Below are 23,614 nucleotides of genomic sequence, written 5' to 3' on the forward strand. Positions count from 1 at the left end.
GAAAATCGGAAAAAGGCGGGGATGATGGATTGATCAGATCGCGTTGGTTGTCCGATGTCACGTTGGCCGTAGCCTGTACCTTGCTGGGGACGGCGCTGCTCGCTTTCCTGCCGACGTCCGCCGCATCGGCCGCATCGGGGGAACTGTTCGGGGAGCTGCGTCAGCGCAGGGTGGAATGGCTGACCGGCGGATCTAACATCGATAAGAACGATCCGGATTTGGCGGCCAAAATTGCGGCAGTTACCGAAACGGCGCAGGGTTACTGGGATTTGCTGGTGCCGCCGGACGATCCGCGGCGCGGCGAGATTTTGTTCGCGGATAAATCGCCGACGGTGACCTCGGGGCTCGTCGTCAATTCGTTCGAGCGCCTGCGCGACATGGCTGTCGCTTATGCGACGGAAGGTAGCGCGCTGCAGGGGAGCGAAGCATTGAAGGAAGCGATCCTGGACGGCTACGACTGGATGTACGCTCATCAGTACAACGAGACGGTCGTCGCCTCGGACAACTGGTTTCATTGGCAAATATCCGGCCCGCGGGCGTTCCTTGACGGCCTGATGATCATGTACCCGCATTTGACGGAGACGCAGCGCGCCAATTTTGCCAAAGCGGTTGCAAGGTTTTCGCCGGATCCGAACTTGGCCGACGCCGGCGTGATGACGGGTGCCAATCGGGCGCAAAAAGCGTTCGTGGTCATGCTGAACGCCATTTTGTCCGAGGACAGGGAACTGCTCGGGCAGGCTGCCCAGGCGATCAGCGACAGCTCGGCGCTGCCTTCGGCTACCTGGGGCACCCATGATTTGTTCCAATATGCGGACACGCCGGGGCAGGACGGCATGCACCGGGACGGAACGTTCCTGCAGCACGGCGCTCACCCGCAGCTCGGCAGCTACGGGGTGCAGTATTTGCAGCTGTTCCCCGAGGTGTTCGATCTTCTCGCGGGGACGGAGGTCGATATTCGAAGGCATCCGAACGCCGCCAACGTATACCGCTGGATCTACGACAGCTACGCGCCCGCCATGTACAAAGGCAGCATGACCGATCTGTTCCGCGGCAGAAATATCGCCAACGGCACAACGGGAAGTCATGTCGTCGGCCATTGGGTGATCGAGGCCGTCATCGCTCTGGCCCGCCATGCTCCGCCCGAAGACGCCATGGCGTTCAAAAGCATGGTCAAAGCGTGGATCACGCAGGACACGTACCGCAATTTCCTGGCGACAGCCAAGCTGTACCACGCCAGCCTGGCGAAGCAGTGGATCGCCGACCCGTCCATCCCGGCGTATCAAGCATCGTACAGCAAAATCTACACGCAAGGGGACCGGGTCATCCACCACCGCCCGAGCTTCAGCTTCGCCATTGCGATGTCCTCGTCCCGGGTGTACCGGTACGAATCGATCAACCGCAACAATGTCCGCGGATGGCATACGGGCGCGGGCGCCACGTATTTGTTCAACGGCGATTTGGGCCATTACGACGATCACTATTGGCCGACCGCGGACATGTACCGCCTGCCCGGCACGACGGTGACGACCCGGCGGTACGGCGCTGCGGAAGGGCAGAGCAGCTATAACCCGCACGACTGGGTCGGAGGCAGCACGAACGGCGAATTCGCCGCAGTCGGAATGCGGTATACGCCGCAGGGCACGGATTTGACGGCGACGAAATCGTGGTTTCTGCTCGACGACGCGATCGTCGCCCTGGGAGCGGGAATTACCGGAAGCGATCCGGTCCATGCGGCGGAGACCATCGTCGAGAACCGGATGATCGCTGGCGACGGAAGCGGCGCGTTTACGGTGAACGGACAGCCGCAGGACGTGGCCTTGAGCGGAGAAGTACAGACGTATCCGAGCGTCAGCTGGGCGCATGTGCAGGGACGCACGGCCAGCTCGGATATCGGGTACATTTTCCCGGATCGGCCTGCGCTGAGCGCTGTCAGAGAGACGCGCAGCGGCAATTGGAGCGATATTTGGACAGGGCCGAGCAACGTGAGCGCCAGCTATCAGACGATCTGGCTGGATCACGGGGTGAGCCCGCAGGATGCCGCTTATTCCTACGCCATCCTGCCGAATGCGACGGCGGCGGAGACGCAGGAGCACGCGGCGAACCCGCGCTTTCGCATTCTGCATAACACGAAGGAGCTGCAGGCCGTCTCCAAGCCGGCGCTTGGCTATGTGGGCGCCAACTTTTGGACGAATGCGCGGCAGACGGTTCGGCTCGGCCATAAGCCGTGGATCACAACCGGCGCTCCGGCCTCGGTGGTGACGATGCTGAACGCGAAAACGCTGGAGGTCGCCGTCGCAGACCCGACCCAGCGGCAAAGCGAGCCGTTCGAGGTGGAAATTCATCGCGCTGCGGTGGGCGTCACAAGCATAGATCCAGGACTGACCGTAATCCGGCTGAAGCCGACGGTCGTGATCAAGGTGGACCCGCAAGGCGCCCTGGGCGCGTCGATGAAGGCCGTCCTGCGGCTGGCCGCAGGCCCCGACCGTGCTGCGCCGACGGCGCCGGATGCAGTAACGGCGGAGCCGCTCTCGCCGGCATCGGTTCGGCTGGAGTGGACGGATGCGCGGGACGATGGCGGGATTCGGGCGTATCGCGTTTATCGCGACGGCAAGCTTCGTGCCGAGCTATTGTCCCGCACCTATGTCGATACGGGACTCGCGCCAGGCACAACGTACGAATACCGGGTCGAGGCGGTCGATGCCGCCGGGAAGCGCTCGAAGCGCAGCGCCGGGGTGCAGGCGACGACGCCGACCGGCTTCGAGACGTTCCCGGTGGATGACGATTTCGAGGACAAATTGGCCGGCGACATGCCGTTCGGTTATGTCGTCGATGGCGGGCAAGGCTCTGCCTCCGTCGCCCCGCTGCCTGACGGCTCGGGCCAAGCGTTGAAACTGAGCGGCGCAGGGCTGGCCGTATCCAGACCTTTTCCGCAGCAAGCGGGGAAATTGGCCGTCTCCTTCCAGACGGTGCTGGAAGGAGTATACGGCGAGGCGACGTGGACCGTGCGGCAGGGAGACAAGGAGCTGCTCAGGCTTGCCGCCAGGAACGGCCATTTCTCTTACACGGACGGCGAAGGCCAGGAGCGGCTGCTGCAGGCGTGCGAGCCGCTGCGGACGTACGCGATCCATCTGTCGATCGATCCGGAATCGCAGACAAGCGATATTCTGATCGACGGCGTGCGCCGGGCGACAGGGGCGCCCTTCCTGACGGCAGCAGGCGGGATCGACCGCCTGGGCGTCGCGGCGGGGACGGATCAGGCCGTCTATATGGACCAGGTGGGCATCGCTCCGCTAACTTATTCGATCTACGAGACGTTTGATGAGCTGGAGACCGGATCGACGCCGCCCTCGTTCAATGTGAGAAAATATATCGGCAGCGCGGCGGTGGTCGAGCTGCCGAGCCGCGAAGACAAGAGTCTGCTCCTGCTCGACGACAGCGAGAAGCAGATGATGGAAATATCGAAATTTTTCCCGCAGCGCAATGAAGCGATGCGCTGGTCGATGCGGGTGATGCTGGCCATGGAAGGAGATAACCTGGCGGTCAAGCTGAGCGACAAGAACGGCGCGACGGTTCTGTGGTTGCTCGCGGAGGGCGGCGAGCTTCGCTTCAAGACGCAGGACGGCAGGAACTTGCCGCTGCAGCCGTACGAGCTTCACCGCTGGTACGACATCGAAATCGTGGCAGACCCTGCGACAGGCAAGGCCACCGTCTATATCGACGGAGTCGAGCGGGGCAAGGATCTGGCGATGTACCGCGCGACGAGCCACTTTTTCGGCACGTTCATCTCGACGGGCGGACCGACGGACGCGACCCAAATGACGCAGCTTGCCGAAAATTACGTCAGAGAGCTGATCGCCGCTTCCGACCGGCTGCTCGGGCTGCGCGGCTCCATGCACGCGCCGCAGGCCGACAGCGTGACGGTTCACGCGGCGCAGAGAGGCGCGGCGGCACTCTCGGCCCAGCACTTCGCGGCGCATTACCGCGGTTACCGCGGAGCTGCGCTCGAGGCCGTGCGCATCAAGACGCTGCCTACAGGCGGCACGCTGCTGCTGGGGGAGACGCCGGTGGCGCCCGGCCAGCTCGTTCCCGTCGCGGCGGCGGAGCGGCTCGCGTTCGTGCCTGACGGCGGCTTCAGCAGGATCGCCTCCTTCCGCTGGGAGGGCGTCAGCGGCGAGCGCGTCTCGAACGAAGCGGAGCTGTTCCTCGTGTACGAAGCGGGCGGCAACTAGCGATAGCGAACTATTATAGAGCAGCGGACGGCGGTGCGAGGCTCGGCCCAAAAGCCGCCGGTCCGCTGCGGCAGACGGAGATGGAGCAGATTGAAAAACAACAGCATCCTCAAGCAATATATGGCGAAAAAATATTTTTTCATCATGTTTTTTCCGGTCATCCTGTATTATCTTGTGTTTCATTACGGACCGATGTACGGCGTCATCATCGCCTTCCAGGATTACCAGTTTCTGAAAGGGATATTTGGCAGCCCGTGGGTCGGACTCGACAACTTCAGAGATTTGTTCAACAACGATTACTTTTGGGTCGTGCTGCGAAATACGTTGCTCATCAACGGCTACAAGCTGCTGTTCGGCTTTCCCGCACCGATCGTGATCGCCCTGATGATCAATGAGGTGGCGAGGCCGCTGCTGAAGAGGGCGATCCAAACGGTCAGCTACATTCCTCATTTTTTGTCATGGGTCGTGCTGAGCGGACTGGTGATCGAATTTTTGTCGCCGAGCCGCGGGCCGATCAACGATGTGCTGATGCAGCTTGGCATCGAGCCGGTCTATTTTATTACGGAGGAGTCGTGGTTTCGGTCCATCCTCGTCGCCAGCGACATCTGGAAGCATGTCGGGTTCAACACCATCATCTATTTGGCCGCTATCGCCGGGATTAATCCGGAGATGTACGAGGCGGCGGAGGTCGACGGAATCAGCCGCATTCAGAAGGCGCTGTACATTACGCTGCCGTCGATCGCGCCTGTCATCATCATCATGCTGATTTTGTCCACCGGCTCCATCATTAACGACGATTTCGAGCAGGTGTTCAATCTTCTGAACGTGAAGGTGATGAACGTCGGGGATGTGCTGTCCACCTACACCTATTCGGAGGGGCTTGTGCGGATGAACTACAGCTATGCCGCTGCCGTCGGACTGTTCAAAAATATCGTGGCGCTCATCCTCGTCTTGTCCGCCAACGCTTTGGCCCGCAGGGTGAACCGCGACAGCGCGATCTTCTAATTTCATGAAGCGACGAAAGGAGAGCATGCCTTGAACAAATATACGCATCTATCGGACAAAATCGCGATGTTCGTCGTCTATGCGACGCTGCTCCTGCTGGCGTGCTCCACGCTGCTCCCGCTGATGCAGGTCGTCACCGTCTCGATGAGCCCGTCGAGGGTCATTAACAGCTACGGGCTTCATTTTATCCCGCTCGAATTCGATTTTCACGGGTACCGGTCCGTCTTCGGCAACGAAGGTCTGTGGCGGGCGTACGGGATTACGATCCTGCGCACGGTGCTGGGCGTCTCGCTGACGATCGTTCTGACCTTCTGCGCCGCCTATCCGCTGACGAAGAAGGATTTGCCTCACCGCCGCTTTTGGACCGGATTTATCCTGCTGACGATGTTTTTCTCCGGCGGGCTGATTCCGTCCTACCTGCTGGTCAAAGCGCTGGGGCTGATGAATTCGCTGTGGGCGTTGATTTTGCCGAGCGCGATCAATACGTTCATGATGCTCGTCGTCCGCAACTTTATTATGGCGCTGCCGGCCAGCCTCGAGGAATCGGCCAAAATCGACGGCGCCAACGACATCGTCATCCTGTTTCGCATCGTGCTGCCGCTCTCCTTGCCGATCATCGCGACGGTGGGGCTGTACAGCGGGGTGCATCACTGGAATGCCTGGTTCGACAGCATGATCTACATCCAGGACGCGGATAAGCACGTGCTGCAGCTTGTGCTCAGAAACATCATTTTGCTCGGGAATACGGCGGAATTCGAGGTTACCGGCCAGCGGAACCATGCGCTCGATTCGGAAGCGATCAAGATGGCGGCGCTCGTCGTGTCGATCCTTCCGATTCTGCTCGTATACCCGTTTCTGCAAAAATATTTTATCAAAGGCAGCCTCATGGGCGCCGTAAAAGGGTAATCCGCCCGCTTGTCCGGCGTTGCCGGATGATACGATAGGTCAAGGGGGTTCTATGTATGATGAGACGCAGTATGAAGCTTGGGGCGCTGGCCGGGAACGCGCTGTTGATGGCGGCTTTCATAGCAGCCTGCAGCTCTCCCGAGGGGGAGCAGCCTGCGGCGACAGGCGGCGGTGAAGGGCCGGTCGAGATCGAATGGCTGGCGTATAACTCGTATGCCAAACCGAAGATCGACAATCCGATCGGGAAAATGGTGGAGGAGCGCTTTAACGCCAGGTTCAATGTGTGGTACATCGATCCGAAAAACTGGGAGGACAGCTTGACGGTGCGGCTGGGAGCGGGCGAGATGCCGGACATTATGAAAATCCAAAACGCGCAAAACATCCCGAAATACGTGAAGCAAGGCATTTTGGCGCCGATTTCGCGGGAGATGTTCGAGCAGTTCGCACCGGAGTATACGAAATTTCTGGACGAGAAGAAGGTGTGGGACCGGGTCACCCTGGACGGGCAAATCTACGCCATCCCGACGACGAACCCGGACGGCAATTATCCGACGGCTGTCATCTGGCGCGAGGACTGGCTGAAAAATGTCGGCATCGAGAAAGTGCCGGAGACGATCGAGGAGTACGAGGAGGCGCTGACCAAGTTCCGCAACGACGACCCGGACCGGAACGGCAAGAAGGATACGTACGGCATGTCCGATTTTGCCATCCCGAATATTTTGGGCGCGTTCGGGCATCCCGGCATCGTCGATTTCAGCGGAACGCAGAGCGGCGTGTCGCTCGAATTCGTGCGGAAGGACGGCGAGATCGTCTTCGCCGCCATCCAGCCGGAGATGAAGGAGGCGCTGGCGCTGCTGCAGCGGTGGTACAAGAACGGGCTGATCGATCCGGAATTTTTGACCTCGGAGAATACGACCGGCTACTGGCCGAACAGCCAGGCGTTCTTTAACGGCCGCATCGGCTTGACGGGCAAAGGCGCCCATTACCACTGGCGGACAGAGCTCGACCCGACGAATCCGGAGGACAAGGGCGGCAGCGCCTACCACCAGTTCAAGCAGAGCCAGCCGAACGGCTCGATCGCGGTCGGGGTGCCGGCGGTCGGTCCGCAGGGCAAATCGGGCGTCCCGCAGTGGGATATCGCCAGCACGCCGCTCGGCATTACGACCAAGGCGGCCAAGGACCCGCGCAAGGTAGAGACGCTGCTCAAGATGGTCGAGGCCAACGCGACGGACTTCGAGTTCCACCTGGCCATGCGTTCGGGCGAGGAAGGGAAGGATTACAAGGTCGACAACGGCCGGTACATCAGCCTGATCGACGATCCCAACAACCCGCGGGAATCGCGCGGGATCAACGTGTTCCATATGCTGATCGCCCGGGACGATTTCTACAAGACGATTTCCGGCAAGTTCAATTACGACTATGCCGATCGCGTATACACCTACAAAGGCTACCAGCCTGTCTTCGTGCCGCCGGTCGAGGCGTACCCGAAATATTTGGCCTCGCTGCACAAGCTGACGCTGGAGACGTACTTCAATATCATCACCGGAGACTTGCCGGTCGAGGCGTTCGACGATTACGTGCAGCGGTTCAAGGCGGGCGGCGGCGACGAGATCGAGAGGCAGATACGTGAGGCGGTTGGAAAATAAAGAGCGACGAGCCTGTTTAGGATGCCCGTCGACAAAGCTGGCTCTAAAGAATCCAAAGCCCCTAGATAAATCATCACTACAGCCTGAAAGTGAAGTCGAGCGTATGCAAGCTGACGAGGAGTCTAGAAAGCAACTGGAGAAGGACAGGGAACCAGGGCAGTGATTGTTGTATAATCCGATTCAATTGTAATTACGGAATAAACGCCATCTGATCTAAGTGATCATGTGGCGTTTTGTTATTATCGAGTGGAGAATGGCATTGCATTGCTCTACATATTTTATTGTGATCATGAAGGAGATCTTAACAAGTTGGCGAATAACGCATCATAGAAATGTATCCTAAGTCTTATTTATAGGAGTGAGATGGATGGCGGAGAAATTGAGCGATCACTATTCGGAAGATTCATTTTGGGAGAAGCTTCGGAAATTCGGGAAAAAGGCGGGCTATAAGGTCGTTTACGCCGCGCTGCTGCTGTTCTATTGCTTGAAGGACGGGAATGTGCCTGCATGGGCAAAGACCGTTATTATCGGTTCGCTGGCCTATTTTATCAGCCCTCTTGATGCGATTCCCGATATCGTGCCTGTCGCCGGCTTCACGGACGATCTGGGATCATTGGTTGCGGCCCTTGGGATCGTCGCTGTATATATCAATGAGGATATTCGCCAAAAAGCCAAGGTGAAATTGGCCGAATGGTTTGGCGATGACTGCCTTGACGATCTCGGGGATATCGACGACAAGTTTTCGAAATGAATGAAACGGGACGGACAGGCAACTGCAGCCGGGCTCAGCCTGAGCGCATGCCGCGCCCAGCTCGTGCGCATGCCGCGCTCAGCCCGAGCGCAGCCGGACCCAGCCTGAGCGCAGCCGGGCTCAGCCTGAGCGCATGTCATGCCTAGCCCGTGCGCATGCCGCGCCCAGCCCGAGCGCAGCGCTCCAGTCCGAGCGCAGCCGGGCTCAGCCTGAGCGCATGCCGCGCCCAGCCCGAGCGCAGCCGGACCCAGCCTGAGCGCATGCCGCGCCCAGCTCGTGCGCATGCCGCGCTCAGCCCGAGCGCAGCCGGGCTCAGCCTGAGCGCATGCCGCGCTCAGCCCGAGCGCAGCGCTCCATTCCGAGCGTAGCCGGACCCAGCCTGAGCGCATGTCATGCCCAGCCCGTGCGCATGCCGCGCTCAGCCCGAGCGCAGCCGGGCTCAGCCTGAGCGCATGCCATGCCCAGCTTGTGTGCAGCGCTCCAGTTCGTGCGCAGCCGGGCTCAGCCTGAGCGCATGCCGCGCCCAACTCGTGCGCAGCGCTCCAGTTCGTGCGCAGCCGGACCCAGCCCGAGTGCATGCCGCGCCCAGCTCGAGCGCAGCGCTCCAGTCCGAGCGCATGCCGCGCTCCAGGCTGGATTCCGCGCCCCGGCCGGGGCGCGGGGCCACAACCCTTGCCCCAATCCAATGGGCACTTTCAAATGTTGCATTTTGTACAACAAAAACGCGGGGATAAACCGCACTCGCCGCTCAAAGTTGTAAAATGTGCAACATTTCGGGCGATTTTCCCGGGTTTGCAGCCAATCTCCCCCAAATTGTTGCACAAAATGCAATATTCCCCTTCCTCTGGTGCGAAGAGGCCGGAAAATGTTGCATTTTTTGCAGGATTTGTCGGCTCATGTGCCCGAGGAGAAGCGTACAACCTGATGATCGGGGAGCGAACCGCTTCGATGCCCGGGTGCCCGGGGAAAGGCCGCGCTTACGCGGAGTTCGAACGCTAAAGACGAACGCTAATGCAGAGTTCGGGGGACGCCGTCTGAGCACCCCGGCTGCAGCAAAGCATCGGTTTGCACGATCAAGGAACCTCGGGCGGAGTGGAGGGGGCTCACGGCCCGCTTTGCCCAAGCGACTGCTAACAAGCTGGTGGCATGAGGCGTTCCGCAAGTCAAGTCAGCCCAAATATAGGATTGACTTTTCGCTATGCTATGCATTCATTAGTATTATTTTACGATACTACTAAAAATACGCCAAAGAGGAGCGCTGCAATGATCGATGAGCTGCGAAGCATCGGGCTGTCTGATCTGGAGGCCCGGATTTATTTGGCGCTGTACGAATCCCCCGAAATGTCGGGCTATGAAGTCGCCAAACGGGTATCCGTCTCCCGCACCAACGTTTATGCCGCTCTGCGGGCTATGACGGATAAAGGGGTATGCCGCGCGATCGAGGCCGATCCCGTATTATATGAGGCGGTGCCGATCGGGCAGTTGGTGCGCGCGATGAAATCGCGGTTCGACCGCACGGCGCAGACGCTGCTGCAGGAACTGGAGGGCCCTCCGAAATCGGCGGCTTCCTTTTATACCTGGAGGGGCGAGCAGGCGCTGCGCCAGGCGATCGAGCGGATGGCGGCCAATGCGAACCGCACGATTGCGGCGGATGTCTGGTCAGAGGATGTTCACTGGATGGCCGACGCGCTGCTGGATGCCGAGCGCCGGGGCGTGAAGGTGTTGGCGGTTGTCATTGGAGAGACGGCTCTTCCGCTGAAGCATCTGATTGGGCATAAACGCAGCGAGGCTTGGCGGCATCCGGTCTCGAGGAAATTTTCGCTGCTGTGCGATTCCCGCTCGGCGCTGATCGGGAGCTTCGGACGGTCGGTCCGGTTATCGGCGTTGGAGACGGATCATCCGTCCGTTATCGAGCTGCTGCGAAACGGGCTGTATCACGATCTGGTCATGGAGCAGACAGAGAAAGATTTTGCGGTCCAGTTCGAAGAAAAATACGGCCGGGATTACGAGCGCATCGTCGAACCGTGGAGGGAGCTGTTGGAATAGCGGGGGCTCCGCGCTTTTTTTGGATATTTAATAGTAGTATTTATGAATACATCTAATATCTATTCGAGAAAAAGGAGTGCAGTCGGATGTACAAAATCGATGCAAATGACATTCATCAGGCGCTGGTCCCGATTAGCCGGGAGGTGCTGCGTCGCTTCGGAGGGCTGCAGCCTGCGCTCACCCGCGAAGGGCTGATTGAGCGGTTCTCGGAAGCGAATCGTTGGGCGGAACCGAAGATTCGTGCGGCAGAGAATGCGCGGTACCCGGATCTCCCGTGGTCGGAGGCCGAACTGAATGCCGGCAAGCAGGCGGTTCCGGAATACGGCGGGGCTTATTGGGTGCTGGACCCGATCGACGGGGCGATCCATCTCCATCAGGGCTTCGGCTTCTGGTCCACTTCGCTGTGTCTTGTCCAGGACGGCAAGGCGGTTTTCTCCGCTGTGTACGGCGCGGGCCGGAACGAGTATTTCCATGCTGTGCGCGGGGAAGGAGCTTATTTGAACGGGCAGCGGATAACGGTATCGGCCAAAACCCGGCTCGCCGACGCTCTGCTGCTGACGACGCCGCCGAACAAGGTGGACGTCGATCCGGAGGATGTCAGACTAACCGCGTGGAGCGTGGCCAAGCTGCTTCCGGAATCGACCGCGCTGCGCATGCTCGGCTCGACCGCCCTGCAGATGGCTTACGTGGCCTGCGGCAGAATGGATGCTTATTGGGAGTACGGGGGCGCAAAAGCGGAGAGGTATGCGAATTCATGGCGTAAAAGCGAAAAGGTTTGCGAGTCCGCAGACGATGGCTAATATGGTTAATATGGTTAATAAAGCGGGGGGATTGATGTGTTAACAATGGGTATTCGTTGGGAAAACACGCGCCAGGGGCGAAGCGGCGGGGCAGGCGTCCAAGCGAAGAATCGCATCGAAGGGAGAGAGGCGTTATGAAAGCGGCGGCAATCGTTTCGATCGGGCCTCCCGGAGTGCTGCAGACGATGGAGCTGGACGAACCGCAGGCAGGCAAAGGCCATGTTCGGGTCAGAGTAAAGGCGGCCGGCGTTCAGCCGTTTGACTGCGCGGTGCGCAGCAGCGGATGGACGCCGCCGGGACTTCAACTTCGCTTCCCGCAAATTTTGGGCAATGAGTTTGCCGGCATCGTCGATCAGGTCGGGGAGGACGTTGCCGATTTTTCCGTCGGCGATGAAGTATTGGGCTGGGCTTTGCTGGCATGCTATGCCGAATATGTAGTCGTCCCTGCGGCGCAGATCGTGCGCAAGCCCAAAGCGATGCCTTGGGAGGAAGCCGGCGTCTTGTCCGCCTCCGGGCAAACCGCCCATACGGCGCTCAAGGAGCTGGGCGTCGGCTCGGGCGATACGGTGCTGATTCACGCTGCGGCCGGCGGGGTAGGCACCTTCGCCGTGCAGCTGGCCAAAGCGTGGGGAGCCGACGTCATCGGCACCGCCAGCGAGCGCAACCACGAATATCTCCGCTCGCTTGGCGCAATTCCCGTCGCCTACGGAGCCGGGCTCGAACAACGCGTGCAGGCCGTCGCGCCCAATGGCGTGGATGCCGCCCTGGATGCGGCCGGCGACGATGCGCTGCGCAGCTCTGTGGCGCTTGGGATCGATCGGCGCCGCATTGGCACGATCGTTTCGTTCGAGCTGGGGGAGCGGCTCGGCGTGCGCGCTATTCGCAGCGAGCGGTCGAAGGAGCGGCTTGCCGAGCTCGTCGCGCTGTACGCTCAAGGGAAGCTGCGCATCCCGATCCGCTGCGTGTTCCCGCTTGAAGAGGCCGCAAGCGCTCACCGCGAGATCGAGCCCGGGCACGGCTTCGGCAAAGTCGTTCTGACGATGTCATAAACCGGGAGGTTAAGCGCCCCGGTCCTCTTCATGACAAGCGAACAGCTCCTTCCGTGCCTGCTCTCGCCGCTTCAGCGAAACTCGCTGCTGAACAGGCACATCCTCCCGGGCTGGTTGCTCTTGCAAGGCGGGCGCTGCCCGTCGGTCAAAAGCCGTTCCAGACGATCGTCTGCTCCGCCGGGAAGCGGGCCGAAGGCCGGGCGGGAGCGGCGGCTTTGCCGATGGCGACGAGCAGCACCGGAATATACCGCGCCGGGACGTTGAACGCCTGGACGAACCGCTCGGCGTCGAAGCCGCCCATCGGGCATGAGTCGAGGCCGCGGGCTTTGGCCGCCAGCATGAGCTGCATCGCCGCCAGCGAGGCGTTGCGGATCGCTTCGTCGCGCGCGTAAGCGGGGGAAGCGGCGTACGCCTGCTCAATCTGGCCGATCAGCGCCGCCTTCACTTCCTCAGGCATGTGGCCTGCATTCACGGCAGGGTCGAAGACGGCTTCGGCGTTGCGGTTTGCCTCCAGATCACCGAGAATGGCGATGACGACGGACGCTTCCGCGGCCTGCTGTTGTCCGTAGGCGACAGGCAGCAGCTTGTCTTTCGCCGCCGGATCGGCGATGGCGAGAAACTTCCAATGCTGCAAATTCCAGGCCGACGGAGCGCTGCCCGCAAGCTCCAGCAGCTCGCGAATCTCCTGCGCGCTTAATGAATGCGCCGGATCGAAATGCTTGACCGAATGACGTTCCCGCATGACGGTGAACAGATCGGTTGAAATCATGGATGACATGTACCATTTCAACTCCTTGATCATGATCATGGTTTCGCTGCCCGGCTCGTCCAACAGCCTCAAGCGCTCTTGGCGTTAGCCGCCGGCTTGCGTCCGAGCCGCTGCGCGCCGATCACGCCAGCAATAATGAGCAGCGAGCCAATGAGATGATAAGCCTGGATCTCTTCCCCAAGCACGAGCGCTCCCGCCGCGATCGCTACGACCGTGGACAGGTTGGAGAACACGCTCACGGTCGACGCTTGCAGCTTGGACAGGGCGTAGTTGGCCGTCAGCGATGTGACGAGCGAGGACAGCACCCCGAGATAGAGGATCGACAAGATAAAAGAGCCTTCGGCCAGCGGCGCGAAGAAGCGGTCCATCGTTCCGGCAGCGGCATGGCCCGAGACCGATACAACGAGAAAAGCGATGAAGCCGATGCCGAGCATCAAATACGTGATCTCCAGCGGGCTGTAGGTTCTCAGCAGCGAGCGGGCCAATACGCTGTAGCCGGCGAAAGAGAGGCAGGACAGAAACAGCAGCACAATCCCCGCCATGCTCGACAGCTCGATGCCGCCTCCTTTCATCATGAAGACAAGCGCCACCCCGAACCCGGACAGAACAATAGATGCTCCTTGCAGCGCGGTCGTTCTTTCTTTTAAAAACAGCGAAGCCAGCAGCATCGTCAGCACCGGCACGAACGCGTGCAAAATGCCTCCCTCGGAAGATGTCGCCCGCTCCAGGCCGAACGCCTGAAAGGCGAAGAAGGCCAGCGGGTACAGCGAAGCCAGCAGCAGCACCGGATACAGCGGCTTGCCGCGGTAGTTCAGCCGCACCCGGCCCAGCGCGACCGGAATCGACATCGCTGCGAACGATACGGCAAAACGGTATGTTAACGTATCGATCGGCCCGGCGCTCTCCAGCGCGATTTTCGTAAACAGGAACGAAAGCCCGATAATCGCCGCGTTCAGCACCGCGCATCCGTATGCAAGTTTTAACCCCTTGGACATAGCTTAACCTCCTTTCCGGCATCCTTCGGTAACAGACGCCAGATCTACATTAGTATCGTACGGAGAAATCCGGTTGATCACAACGGCATTTTATCGCAACTGTATCGATACAGTTGGCTTGTTCATATATAATGAAAGGAGAGAGGCACGCGAATATAGAGCAATTGAGGCGAATCGGCATGAGAAAATATATGGACATTTTATCCGACCTGGAGAGCAAAATCGGCGGCGGACAGTACCGCCCGGGCCAAAAGCTGCCTTCGATCCGCGAAGCGGCCAAATCGTACGGCTGCAGCACAAGCACCATCGTGCGGGCTTACGCCGAGCTGGAGAAGCGTCACGCGATCTATTCGATGCCGCAAAGCGGCTATTACGTGGTCGGAATGGCGGACGAGCCTGCAGGCGGGGAGGACAATCCGACGATCGATTTTACATCGGCGTCGCCGGATGCCGGGGTATTCCCGTATTTGGATTTCCAACACTGCCTGAACAAGGCGATCGATACCTACAAGCATCAGCTGTTCACCTACGGAAATTCGCAGGGGCTGGACAAGCTTCGCCAGACGCTGGCAGCTCATTTGGCCGACGGCCAGGTGTTCGCCAAGGCGGAGCGGCTCGTCGTCACCTCCGGCGCGCAGCAGGCGTTGGACATTTTGGCCAAAATGCCGTTTCCGAACGGGAAAGCGGCGATTCTCGTCGAGCAGCCGGGCTACGATATTTACCTGCGCTTTCTGGAGAAGGAGAGGATACCTGTATACGGCATCGCCCGAACGGCGGAAGGCATCGATCTGCAGGAGCTGGAGAAGTGGTTCAAGCGCGGTGAGATCAAGTTTTTTTATACGATGCCCCGGTACCACAATCCGCTCGGCACGACCTATAACGCAGAGACGAGAAAATCGATTGCAAGCCTGGCCGACAAGTACGGCGTCTATGTGGTCGAGGACGATTACATGGCCGACCTCGGCGAGGAGCGCGGGTTCGATCCGATCTATACATACAGCCGCACAGACCGTGTCGTGTATGTGAAAAGCTTCTCGAAAATCGTGTTCCCGGGCCTGCGCCTCGGCGTCGCCGTGCTGCCGGAACAGCTTCTCGAGGCGTTCCGCCATTACAAGAGTAATGCCGATACGTCGCTATTGTCCCAGGCTGCGCTCGAGGTATATATCAAAAACGGCATGTACGAGCGGAACAAGCGCAGAATGAGCAGCCAATACGCGGAGCGGATGCGCGCGTTGAACGAAGCGCTGCAGCGGCACAACGAAGCAGGCCGCATCGTCGCGCCGCCCGTCCGCTCGGGCGTGTATTTGCCGCTGATGCTGCCCAGAGTCGTCAACCTGGAAAGGCTGTTGAAGCGGCTTGCCGCCAGGCGCGTCCTGGCTGTGTCGGGCAAACGGTTTTATTTGGCAGATAGTCTGGAAAAGGAGAAGTTTGTGCGGCTCAGCGTCTCGCGGACACGGCCGGAGCAGATCGAGGAGGGCGTGCGGACGATCATGGAGGAAATCGGACGGGAGCTGAGAGAGCTGTATTGATGGCAGGCGATGAGGGTGACGGATAAAGGGGGATGTCGCCCGATCGGAGCCGATCTGGTGCCGATCGGGCGGCTGGCGCGCGATGAAATTGCGGTTCAATCGCACGGCGGGAATCTCTCAATCCCATTTTGGTTCTTCGCTGCCTTCCTTCAATTGATGAACGAAATGCTTGAAGGCATAGCGGACATATTTGAATAGAGCAAACAAAGCGATGACGTTCAAAAATACAATGATTGCCAATAAAAAATCGACGGAAGCCCAAATTGTTGAAAGCGGAACGACGGAGCTAATCGTGAGCACAACAGCAGCAATGATTCTGTAAATCCAGATGGCAGGTTGGGCATGCTTTTTGAACATATATCTTAAGTTAGTTTCGCCATAAAACACATCGGCCAGCAAGGTAGTAAAGCCGAACAGGAACATAGCACCAAATACAATCCATTTGCCTAAAGGCCCCAAGGCAACATGGAACGCCTCTTGAAGAAGATTGATCCCGTCTTTTCCTGTTCCAAGGACATCTGTCATAAGGAGCGCAAACGCCGTGCACGAGCATATGATTCCTGTTGTTACAAAAGTCCCCAACATAGCCAAAAAGGATTGTTCAACAGGATGCTTTACATTGGCGGAAGCATGCATATATCCCGCACAGCCGTTACCGGCATCATTGGAAAATAACCCTCTTGCGACCCCATATCGGAATGCTTCCGTCACCGTATGGCCAGCTGCGCCTCCCACGACCGCCGTACTGGAAAAAGCGCTCTTCATAATTAATCCGAATATAGCCGGAACCGCTGTAATGTTAGAGATGACAATATAAATCGTGATTGCAATAAATCCGAGGGCCATCAAAGGAACAATAACCGCGGAGAAATCGGCAAGTCTTTTACTCCACCTACCGTTACGATCGCTGTTAGAATAACTACGGAAATCCCGGGAATAAGAGGATGCACGTCAACGACTCCAGTGAACGAGGCAGCGATGGAATTCGTTTGAATGGACGCGATAAACAGACCGAATGTCAATACATAACAGACAGACATTAGCATAGCCATCGGTTTATTTTTTAGTCCCTTTTCAATATAATAGGCAGAGCCTCCGCGGTAGGTGCCGTCTTCGATTTTTTCTCTAAACAGCTGCCCCAATATAGTCTCGGCAAAGGTAATGGCCATGCCAAACAATGCGGTCATCCACATCCAAAAAATGGCTCCAGGGCCTCCAGCGACCAAAGCGGTCGCTACTCCGACCAGGCTGCCTGTTCCGACTTGGCTCCCGACCGCTGCACATAATGCGGAAAAACCCGATATGCTTCCATCCTTGCTCTTCAAGTTTTTCTTCATAATCCCTATAGCGAGTTTGAAATATTTTAGCTGAGGAGCTCCCAGGCGTATTGAATAATATAAGCCAACGGCCAGCAAAATATAGGCAATTACCGAGCCCCATAATAAGTCAGTGATGTGTTTGAACAGCTCCATTAAATACATCCCTCCTTGTGGCTAAATAAAGCTTTACAACCTGCAGCAGAAAATGTGGATGATCAATTACTCGTAACAAGGGGCAGAAGAAAGCCCTTGCAATTTAGCCGGAAATGAAGAAGATGGCGAGTTTCTGAAGGTGACATCCGATGGCGTTCATTTGGAAAAATTTGATCATCAATGGATTTCAATTGGAATACAACCAGACCGAAATGGTAAAGAGCCAGCGAATGAAGCAAATGTTGAGTTGGGTACATCTGCATTACGCGGAAAAGATCGCGTTAGACGATATCGCAAGAGCCGGTCAATTAAGCCGTTCCGAATGCTGTCGATATTTCAAGCGCTATTTGAAATGTACCCCATTAAATTATGTGATAGACTATCGAATTCAAAAAAGCTTACATTTGCTGCAGCAGGGCGATTCGAATATTACCGAGGTTGCTTATAAGGTTGGATTTAGTAGCACAAGCTACTTTATTGATAAATTTCGCAAGGCGATGAATATGACGCCATTAGCCTACAAAAAATCCCAAAATGGATAAGCTGCAGGTGACGACCGGTGCTGATAGGAATTGTTTGTCCCGCTTGTATAGGGGTGGGGGGTATGTTATAATGTGAAATAAAGGAGGCGGGTCTGATGAGCATGGAGACGGAAATGCAGGAGCTGCGGGACGAATCAGAAGCGGATTGCTGCTCGCATGAAGGTTCGGAGAGAAAGAGCCATCATTCCGAGAAGGTGAAGAACAGCCTGATCAGCAGGCTGAACCGGATCGAAGGCCAGGTGCGCGGCATCAAAGGGATGATCGAGAAGGATACGTACTGCGACGACGTGCTGAACCAGATCGCCTCGGTGCAATCGGCCTTGAACGGGGTCGGAAAACTGCTCCTGGAACATCACCTGAAAAGCTGCGTCATCGAGCGGATTCAGGAAGGGGATACCGAAGTGATTACCGAACTGATGACGACCATGAACAAGTTGATGAGATAGGATGAAGCAGCGGCTGCTGCTTTTTTCGTTACCTAATAGACGCCTGTGCCGAGCACTTCCTGCCGGCATTGAAAATTCAACGTTTAGATAGCGCTGAATTTTCAAGATAAGACGCCCATGCCGCTTGCACGGCACCATCAGAGGATGAAAATGGGCTGCGGCGTACCAAGCGCTATTTCCATGATAGACCCCCATGCCGCTGGCGCAGCACCATCAGATGGTGAAAACGGGCCGCGGGGCTGGGCGCTATTTTCAAGATAGACGCCCATGCTGCTGGCGCAGCACCATCAGAAGATGAAAACGGGCCGCGCACCAAGCGCTATTTTCAAGATAGACGTCCTATGACGAGCAATTCCTTTCGTCATCGGTCGTCACCTTCGGTGCCTGAAAATTCGCCGGAGGGTTCCGTCCAATTTTTCAAGATAGCCAGCAAATATTGTATTTTGTACAACAAAAACGGGGCAATCACAGGCACTCGCGGCTCAATGTTGTAGAAAGTGCAACATTTTGGGCGATATACCCGGGTTTGAAGCCCATCGCCCCCAAATTGTTGCACAAAATACAACAATACCCTGTCCTTTGTGCAAAGGGGCCAGAAAATGTTGCATTTTTTGCAGGATTCGTCGCCACATGCGCCTGGGGAGGAGCCGCGGGCCCTGGGCTATTTTCAAGCCAGCTAAAATTCCGGGGATTGCAAAAAAAGAATTTGACTATAATAGGGTAGGGGGGTATACTAAAAATGTCATAGGAATCGGAAAATGATTCGATTGAGGAACAAGGTTACGACGTTGTGTGACGGATTCGACTGCCAAGGAGTGAAGCAGGATGGGAGCAACCGATGCTAGTGCAACGAAACAGACGACGCTGCAGATTACGGGGATGACCTGCGCGGCTTGTGCCAATCGGATTGAGAAAGGACTCGGCAAAATCGACGGAGTCGCTGCCGTCAATGTAAATTTCGCTATGGAGCAAGCGAGTGTCCATTACGATCCGGCGAAGGTCGATAGAAGCCGTTTGGAAGAGACGATCAAGAAGCTCGGCTACGATACAGTCAAAGAAGTCGTCCAGTTCAAGCTGGAAGGGATGACGTGCGCCGCCTGCGCCAGCCGGATCGAGAAGGGGCTCAGCCGAATGCCGGGCGTCACGAGCGCCACCGTCAACTTTGCCATGGAAACAGCCCGCGTCGAATATTCGCCTGCCGAGGTATCAGCCGAGGATATGCAGCGCAAGGTGCAGCAGCTCGGCTACCGGGCGATTGCGGAGCAGGAGAACGATAACGCGGAAGATCGCCGCGGCCGCGACATCCGGCGGCAGCAGCGGAGGCTGCTTCTGTCGGCTGCGCTCTCTCTGCCGCTGCTGTGGAGCATGGTCGCCCACTTCTCGTTCACGTCGTGGATTTACGCTCCGGAATGGGTCATGAATCCGTGGATTCAGCTTATTTTGGCCACTCCCGTGCAGTTTTATGTCGGCTGGCCGTTCTATGCCGGCGCTTATAAGGCGCTGCGCAACGGCAGCGCGAACATGGATGTGCTGATCTCGCTCGGCACGTCGGCCGCATACTTATACAGCTTGTATTTGACGCTCGATTGGTTCGCCCGCGGCGCCGATGCGCATCACGGGCCGCCTTTGTACTTCGAGACGAGCGCAATCCTGATTACGCTCGTCGTCCTGGGCAAGCTGTTCGAGTCGCTGGCGAAGGGCCGCACCTCGGAAGCGATCCAATCGCTCATGGGGCTGCAGGCAAAGACGGCGCTCGTCGAGCGCAGCGGCCAGGAGCTGACGATTCCGGTAGAAGAAGTGCTCGCGGGAGATATCGTGCTCGTGCGTCCCGGCGATAAAGTGCCGGTGGACGGCGTCGTGCTTGAAGGGGAATCGGCGGTGGACGAATCGATGCTGACCGGCGAAAGCCTGCCTGTCGGGAAGAAGGCCGGCGATACCGTCATCGGCGCGACGATCAACGGGAACGGCGTGCTGCGGGTGCGGGCGACGAAGGTCGGCAAAGACACAGCGCTGGCGCAAATTATTAAAGTCGTGGAAGAAGCGCAGGGCTCCAAGGCGCCGATCCAGCGCATCGCCGACGTTATCTCCGGCATTTTCGTCCCGATCGTCGCAGGAATTGCCGTCGTCGCCTTTCTCGTCTGGTACTTCGTTGTGACGCCGGGCGATTTTGCCGGAGCGCTGGAGAAGGCGATCGCCATTCTCGTCATTGCCTGCCCCTGCGCGCTCGGACTGGCTACACCGACCTCGATTATGGCCGGGTCCGGCCGCGCCGCCGAGCTCGGCATCCTGTTCAAGGGCGGCGAGCATCTGGAGCAGACGCATCGGATCGACGCTGTTATTTTGGATAAAACGGGAACAGTAACCAAAGGGAAGCCGGAGCTGACCGATGTGGCTGCGGAAGGGGACGAGACGGAATTGCTCCGGCTCGTCGGCGCGGCGGAGAAAAATTCGGAGCACCCGCTGGCGGAAGCGATCGTCGCCGGCATTCGCGATCTGCGGATCGAGCTGCCGGGAACCGAATCGTTCGAAGCGATTCCAGGCTATGGCATCCGGGCTGCGGTCGAAGGTAAGGAGGTGCTGATCGGCACGCGCCGGCTCATGGAGCGGTACAATGTCGATGCGAGTCGGGCATACGAACGGATGGCGCGGCTGGAGGAAGCGGGCAAGACCGCGATGCTGGTCGCAGTGGACAGGCGCTATGCCGGCATCGTCGCCGTGGCCGATACGATCAAGGAATCGTCGAAAGCCGCCGTCAGCCGCTTGAAGGCGATGGGCCTTGAGGTGATCATGATTACCGGCGACAACAAGCGGACGGCCAAGGCGATCGCCGCGCAGGTCGGCATCGACCGGGTGCTTGCCGAGGTGCTGCCGGAAGGCAAGGCGGAGGAAGTGAAGAAGCTGCAGGCACAAGGACGCAAGGTGGCCATGGTCGGCGATGGTATCAACGACGCGCCGGCTTTGGCGACAGCCGACATCGGCATGGCGATCGGCACCGGCACCGACGTGGCGATGGAAGCGGCGGACGTCACGCTGATGCGCGGCGATCTGACCGGCATCCCGGACGCGATCGAGATGAGCCGCAGAACGATGCGGAATATCAAGCAAAATTTGTTTTGGGCGCTCGGCTACAACACGCTTGGCATTCCGATCGCGGCGATTGGCCTCCTGGCTCCTTGGGTCGCGGGCGCGGCGATGGCGCTCAGCTCCGTCTCTGTCGTTCTGAACGCCCTTCGCCTGCAACGCGTGAAACTGCGGGGATAAGCATTACCTGAACGTGACGAACGGGCAACCCGCGGCGATATGCATGGGCTTGAAACTTGACAACCGAAACGGAGAGATTGGATTCAAATGCCAGAAAAAATGAACAAAAACGTCTTATGGATGTCCGGCATGCTGGCTCTCAGTTTGTTAACCGCGTGCGGCGGTGGTGCCGGCAATCAGCCGGCGTCGGCTGGCCATGAAGCGAACGGGCATCCGGCAGGCGCGGCGAAGCCCGCCGGAGGACACGAAGCCGAGGCAAAGGACCAGCATGCCGACGGCTACGAAACTACCGGACATGAAATTGACGAGCGTGGAATTGGCGGGCATGGAACCTCCGGACACGAAACTGACGGGCATGGAACCTCCGGACACGGGACACGCAACAGTCACGGAGATCATGATGGTCAAGGGAGCCACGGCGGTCATGGGGCGGACGGGCAGGCAGAGGCGGAACGGTTGAAAGCTTCCTTCTCGTTCGCCCCCGGGTCCGCGAAGGCCGGCGAATCGGTCAAGCTGACCGTGCAAATTGCCGATAGCGAAGGCAAGCCAGTGAGCGATTTTGAAGTCAATCATGAGAAGCTGCTGCATCTGATCATCGTAAGCCGCGACCTTTCCTTTTTTAAACACATTCACCCGGAGTACGAAGGAAACGGACAGTTCGCGATCGATACCTCGTTTCCGGCGGGCGGCGATTACAACATTTTCGCGGATTTCGTCCCGAAGGGCGGGACTGCGGCAACGCTCAGCGAATGGGTGAAGGTCGAGGGCGAAGCAGGGCAGCAGGCGGTTGTTCAGGCGGATCGGACGCTTGTCCAGGTTACGGCCGGCAAGGAGGTGGAGCTGACCTTAAGCGGCGCGAAGGCGGGCGAAGAGGTCACGCTGACGTTCGATATACGGGATGCGCAGAGCAAGGAAGGCATCGCTAACCTGGAGCCGTATTTGGGCGCTGTCGGGCATGTGGTCATCCTGTCTGCTGACGCGAAGCAGTATCTTCACGTCCATCCGACCGACGAGCGGGCGACCGGCCCGAAGGCGCAATTCGCCACCGTGTTCCCGAAGAGTGGCGTTTATAAAATGTGGGGGCAGTTCCAGCATAACGGCCAATTGTTTACGGTGCCTTTTGCCGTTGAGGTGAAGTGATTTGAAGCTTGCGACTCGCGGGGAACCGTCATGGGAGCAGCAGCGCAAACGCCGCGAGCGAGCCGCTTCAAGCCGGAGGCAGCTGTTCACAGCAGAGCGGCTTGCCGCGCTTGCGCTGCCGGTTCGAGCGATCTTATCCGGCGGGCAAGTCGGTGCAACGCGGCGGTTGAGTCGCGCAGCACGTGACGGGCAAGCCGCGCCCCTCGGCGGTCGAGCCGCGTAATCCGGCGGGCAAGCTCTGCCCCCGGCAGGCGAGCCGCGCACAACCCGAAGGGCAAGCACGCGCAACTCGGCGGATGTCGGCAGTCGTTGCCGGCTTACGCCTGTCAAGCGACGAGGCTGCACGCTCATGGCGGCGAGAATCCAGGCGGAAAATTGTGACAGGGAGGAGGGGGCGAGTGAATCATGAACATTCGCCGCGCGATGAGAACGGATTTGTCCGCCATTACGGAAATATATAACGAAGCGGTGCTGCACACGACTGCCACGTTCGATACGGTTCCGCGCACGCTGGAGCAGCAGGAGCAATGGTACGCGCAGCACGGCCGCGAATATCCGGTGCTCGTGGCGGAGGCGGACGGCACGGTCGTCGGCTGGTCATCCTTGAACCGTTATTCGGACAGGCCCGCTTACGCGCGCACGGCTGAGCTGTCCTTGTACATTCATTCCGATCGGCGGGGGCAAGGCATCGGCAAAACGCTGCTCGGACGCACGCTGGAGGAAGGCCGGACCGCCGGTTTGCATACGGTGATATCCCGGATCACAGGGGGCAACGACAGCAGCATTCATCTGCATCGCATATACGGCTTCGAGACGGTTGGTACGATGCGCGAGGTCGGAATCAAATTTGGCCAATGGCTGGATGTTGTCATCATGCAAAAACTGCTGTAGGCAAGGGGGCGCCAAGCGCAAAGGGCGGGATCGGCGAAGCGGCCTGCGCGTCCGCCGCTCCGCTCGCCACAAAGGCCAGACAGCCGCTTCAGGCGAGGCTTGACTCGCGCAGGCAGCGGCATATATAATGGTGCATA

Annotated in this window: 16 protein-coding genes and 2 pseudogenes; 14 read left to right on the forward strand and 4 right to left on the reverse strand. The window is 58.5% G+C overall.

What is annotated here, in order from left to right:
- Positions 1-29: 29 nt before the first annotated feature.
- The 8 genes from F591_RS0116850 to F591_RS0116885 all read left to right on the forward strand — a co-directional run bounded on the left by F591_RS0116850 (position 30) and on the right by F591_RS0116885 (position 12,432).
- Positions 30-4,229, forward strand: coding sequence for a polysaccharide lyase family 8 super-sandwich domain-containing protein (locus F591_RS0116850; RefSeq protein WP_019535797.1), 4,200 nt, complete (start codon positions 30-32; stop codon positions 4,227-4,229).
- A gap of 90 nt (positions 4,230-4,319) precedes the next feature.
- Positions 4,320-5,234 carry an ABC transporter permease gene (locus F591_RS0116855; RefSeq protein ID WP_019535798.1) on the forward strand — a complete coding sequence of 305 codons (915 nt, stop codon included), beginning with the start codon at positions 4,320-4,322 and terminating at the stop codon, positions 5,232-5,234.
- A 30-nt stretch (positions 5,235-5,264) separates the two neighbouring features.
- Entirely contained in the window at positions 5,265-6,140 is an 876-nt protein-coding gene (locus tag F591_RS0116860) for a carbohydrate ABC transporter permease (RefSeq protein ID WP_019535799.1), read from the forward strand.
- Positions 6,141-6,196: 56 nt separating this feature from the next.
- The gene (locus F591_RS0116865) at positions 6,197-7,786 is read left to right on the forward strand and encodes an extracellular solute-binding protein (RefSeq protein ID WP_019535800.1); all 1,590 of its coding nucleotides are present in this window, start codon (positions 6,197-6,199) and stop codon (positions 7,784-7,786) included.
- 379 nt (positions 7,787-8,165) lie between these two features.
- The gene (locus F591_RS0116870; RefSeq protein WP_211217597.1) at positions 8,166-8,537 is read left to right on the forward strand and encodes a YkvA family protein; all 372 of its coding nucleotides are present in this window, start codon (positions 8,166-8,168) and stop codon (positions 8,535-8,537) included.
- 1,263 nt (positions 8,538-9,800) lie between these two features.
- On the forward strand, positions 9,801-10,583 hold the full coding sequence (locus F591_RS0116875) for a TrmB family transcriptional regulator (protein ID WP_019535802.1): 783 nt from the start codon (positions 9,801-9,803) through the stop codon (positions 10,581-10,583).
- A gap of 86 nt (positions 10,584-10,669) precedes the next feature.
- A complete protein-coding gene (locus F591_RS0116880; protein ID WP_019535803.1) occupies positions 10,670-11,383 on the forward strand; it encodes an inositol monophosphatase family protein in 714 nt (237 codons plus the stop codon).
- 134 nt (positions 11,384-11,517) lie between these two features.
- Positions 11,518-12,432, forward strand: a complete 915-nt coding sequence (locus F591_RS0116885) for an NADP-dependent oxidoreductase (RefSeq protein WP_019535804.1) — start codon at positions 11,518-11,520, stop codon at positions 12,430-12,432.
- Between the two features lie 145 nt (positions 12,433-12,577).
- On the opposite strand, the gene F591_RS0116890 is transcribed toward F591_RS0116885, so the two are convergent.
- Together F591_RS0116890 and F591_RS0116895 are read right to left on the reverse strand one after the other, a co-directional pair.
- Positions 12,578-13,210 carry a nitroreductase family protein gene (locus F591_RS0116890; RefSeq protein ID WP_026326682.1) on the reverse strand — a complete coding sequence of 211 codons (633 nt, stop codon included), beginning with the start codon at positions 13,208-13,210 and terminating at the stop codon, positions 12,578-12,580.
- A gap of 59 nt (positions 13,211-13,269) precedes the next feature.
- Entirely contained in the window at positions 13,270-14,196 is a 927-nt protein-coding gene (locus F591_RS0116895; RefSeq protein ID WP_019535806.1) for a DMT family transporter, read from the reverse strand.
- Positions 14,197-14,375: 179 nt separating this feature from the next.
- Here F591_RS0116895 and F591_RS0116900 point away from each other — a divergent pair, with 179 nt between their 5' ends.
- Entirely contained in the window at positions 14,376-15,725 is a 1,350-nt protein-coding gene (locus tag F591_RS0116900) for an aminotransferase-like domain-containing protein (protein ID WP_019535807.1), read from the forward strand.
- A 117-nt stretch (positions 15,726-15,842) separates the two neighbouring features.
- On the opposite strand, the pseudogene F591_RS33575 reads toward F591_RS0116900, so the two are convergent.
- A pseudogene (locus tag F591_RS33575) lies at positions 15,843-17,206 on the reverse strand (alanine/glycine:cation symporter family protein).
- Positions 17,207-17,346: 140 nt separating this feature from the next.
- Between F591_RS33575 and F591_RS0116910 the strand changes: the two are divergent.
- Positions 17,347-17,739: pseudogene (locus F591_RS0116910) on the forward strand (helix-turn-helix transcriptional regulator); the annotation flags it as partial.
- 113 nt (positions 17,740-17,852) lie between these two features.
- Positions 17,853-18,185, forward strand: a complete 333-nt coding sequence (locus F591_RS0116915; protein ID WP_040741909.1) for a metal-sensitive transcriptional regulator — start codon at positions 17,853-17,855, stop codon at positions 18,183-18,185.
- A gap of 361 nt (positions 18,186-18,546) precedes the next feature.
- On the opposite strand, the gene F591_RS32910 is transcribed toward F591_RS0116915, so the two are convergent.
- Positions 18,547-18,753, reverse strand: coding sequence for a hypothetical protein (locus F591_RS32910; protein ID WP_083935517.1), 207 nt, complete (start codon positions 18,751-18,753; stop codon positions 18,547-18,549).
- Between the two features lie 257 nt (positions 18,754-19,010).
- Here F591_RS32910 and F591_RS0116920 point away from each other — a divergent pair, with 257 nt between their 5' ends.
- From F591_RS0116920 to F591_RS0116935, 3 genes are all read left to right on the forward strand, one after another.
- A complete protein-coding gene (locus F591_RS0116920; protein ID WP_019535810.1) occupies positions 19,011-21,446 on the forward strand; it encodes a heavy metal translocating P-type ATPase in 2,436 nt (811 codons plus the stop codon).
- 87 nt (positions 21,447-21,533) lie between these two features.
- Positions 21,534-22,586 (forward strand): hypothetical protein, encoded by a 1,053-nt coding sequence (locus tag F591_RS31530; protein WP_156829600.1) that lies wholly within the window; start codon positions 21,534-21,536, stop codon positions 22,584-22,586.
- 405 nt (positions 22,587-22,991) lie between these two features.
- On the forward strand, positions 22,992-23,477 hold the full coding sequence (locus F591_RS0116935; protein WP_019535813.1) for a GNAT family N-acetyltransferase: 486 nt from the start codon (positions 22,992-22,994) through the stop codon (positions 23,475-23,477).
- Positions 23,478-23,614: the final 137 nt, after the last annotated feature.

Source organism: Paenibacillus ginsengihumi DSM 21568 (genome assembly GCF_000380965.1).
GTDB classification, from domain to species: Bacteria; Bacillota; Bacilli; order Paenibacillales; family NBRC-103111; genus Paenibacillus_G; species Paenibacillus_G ginsengihumi.

Bases quoted from the DNA above. Each gene is read 5' to 3' on its own strand.
- F591_RS0116885 (WP_019535804.1), top strand. From the start codon at position 11,518: ATGAAAGCGGCGGCAATCGTTTCGATCGGGCCTCCCGGAGTGCTGCAG.
- F591_RS0116865 (WP_019535800.1), top strand. From the start codon at position 6,197: ATGATGAGACGCAGTATGAAGCTTGGGGCGCTGGCCGGGAACGCGCTG.
- F591_RS0116935 (WP_019535813.1), top strand. From the start codon at position 22,992: ATGAACATTCGCCGCGCGATGAGAACGGATTTGTCCGCCATTACGGAA.
- F591_RS0116900 (WP_019535807.1), top strand. From the start codon at position 14,376: ATGAGAAAATATATGGACATTTTATCCGACCTGGAGAGCAAAATCGGC.
- F591_RS0116915 (WP_040741909.1), top strand. From the start codon at position 17,853: ATGCAGGAGCTGCGGGACGAATCAGAAGCGGATTGCTGCTCGCATGAA.
- F591_RS0116890 (WP_026326682.1), bottom strand. From the start codon at position 13,210: ATGTCATCCATGATTTCAACCGATCTGTTCACCGTCATGCGGGAACGT.
- F591_RS31530 (WP_156829600.1), top strand. From the start codon at position 21,534: ATGCCAGAAAAAATGAACAAAAACGTCTTATGGATGTCCGGCATGCTG.
- F591_RS0116880 (WP_019535803.1), top strand. From the start codon at position 10,670: ATGTACAAAATCGATGCAAATGACATTCATCAGGCGCTGGTCCCGATT.
- F591_RS0116920 (WP_019535810.1), top strand. From the start codon at position 19,011: ATGGGAGCAACCGATGCTAGTGCAACGAAACAGACGACGCTGCAGATT.
- F591_RS0116875 (WP_019535802.1), top strand. From the start codon at position 9,801: ATGATCGATGAGCTGCGAAGCATCGGGCTGTCTGATCTGGAGGCCCGG.
- F591_RS0116895 (WP_019535806.1), bottom strand. From the start codon at position 14,196: ATGTCCAAGGGGTTAAAACTTGCATACGGATGCGCGGTGCTGAACGCG.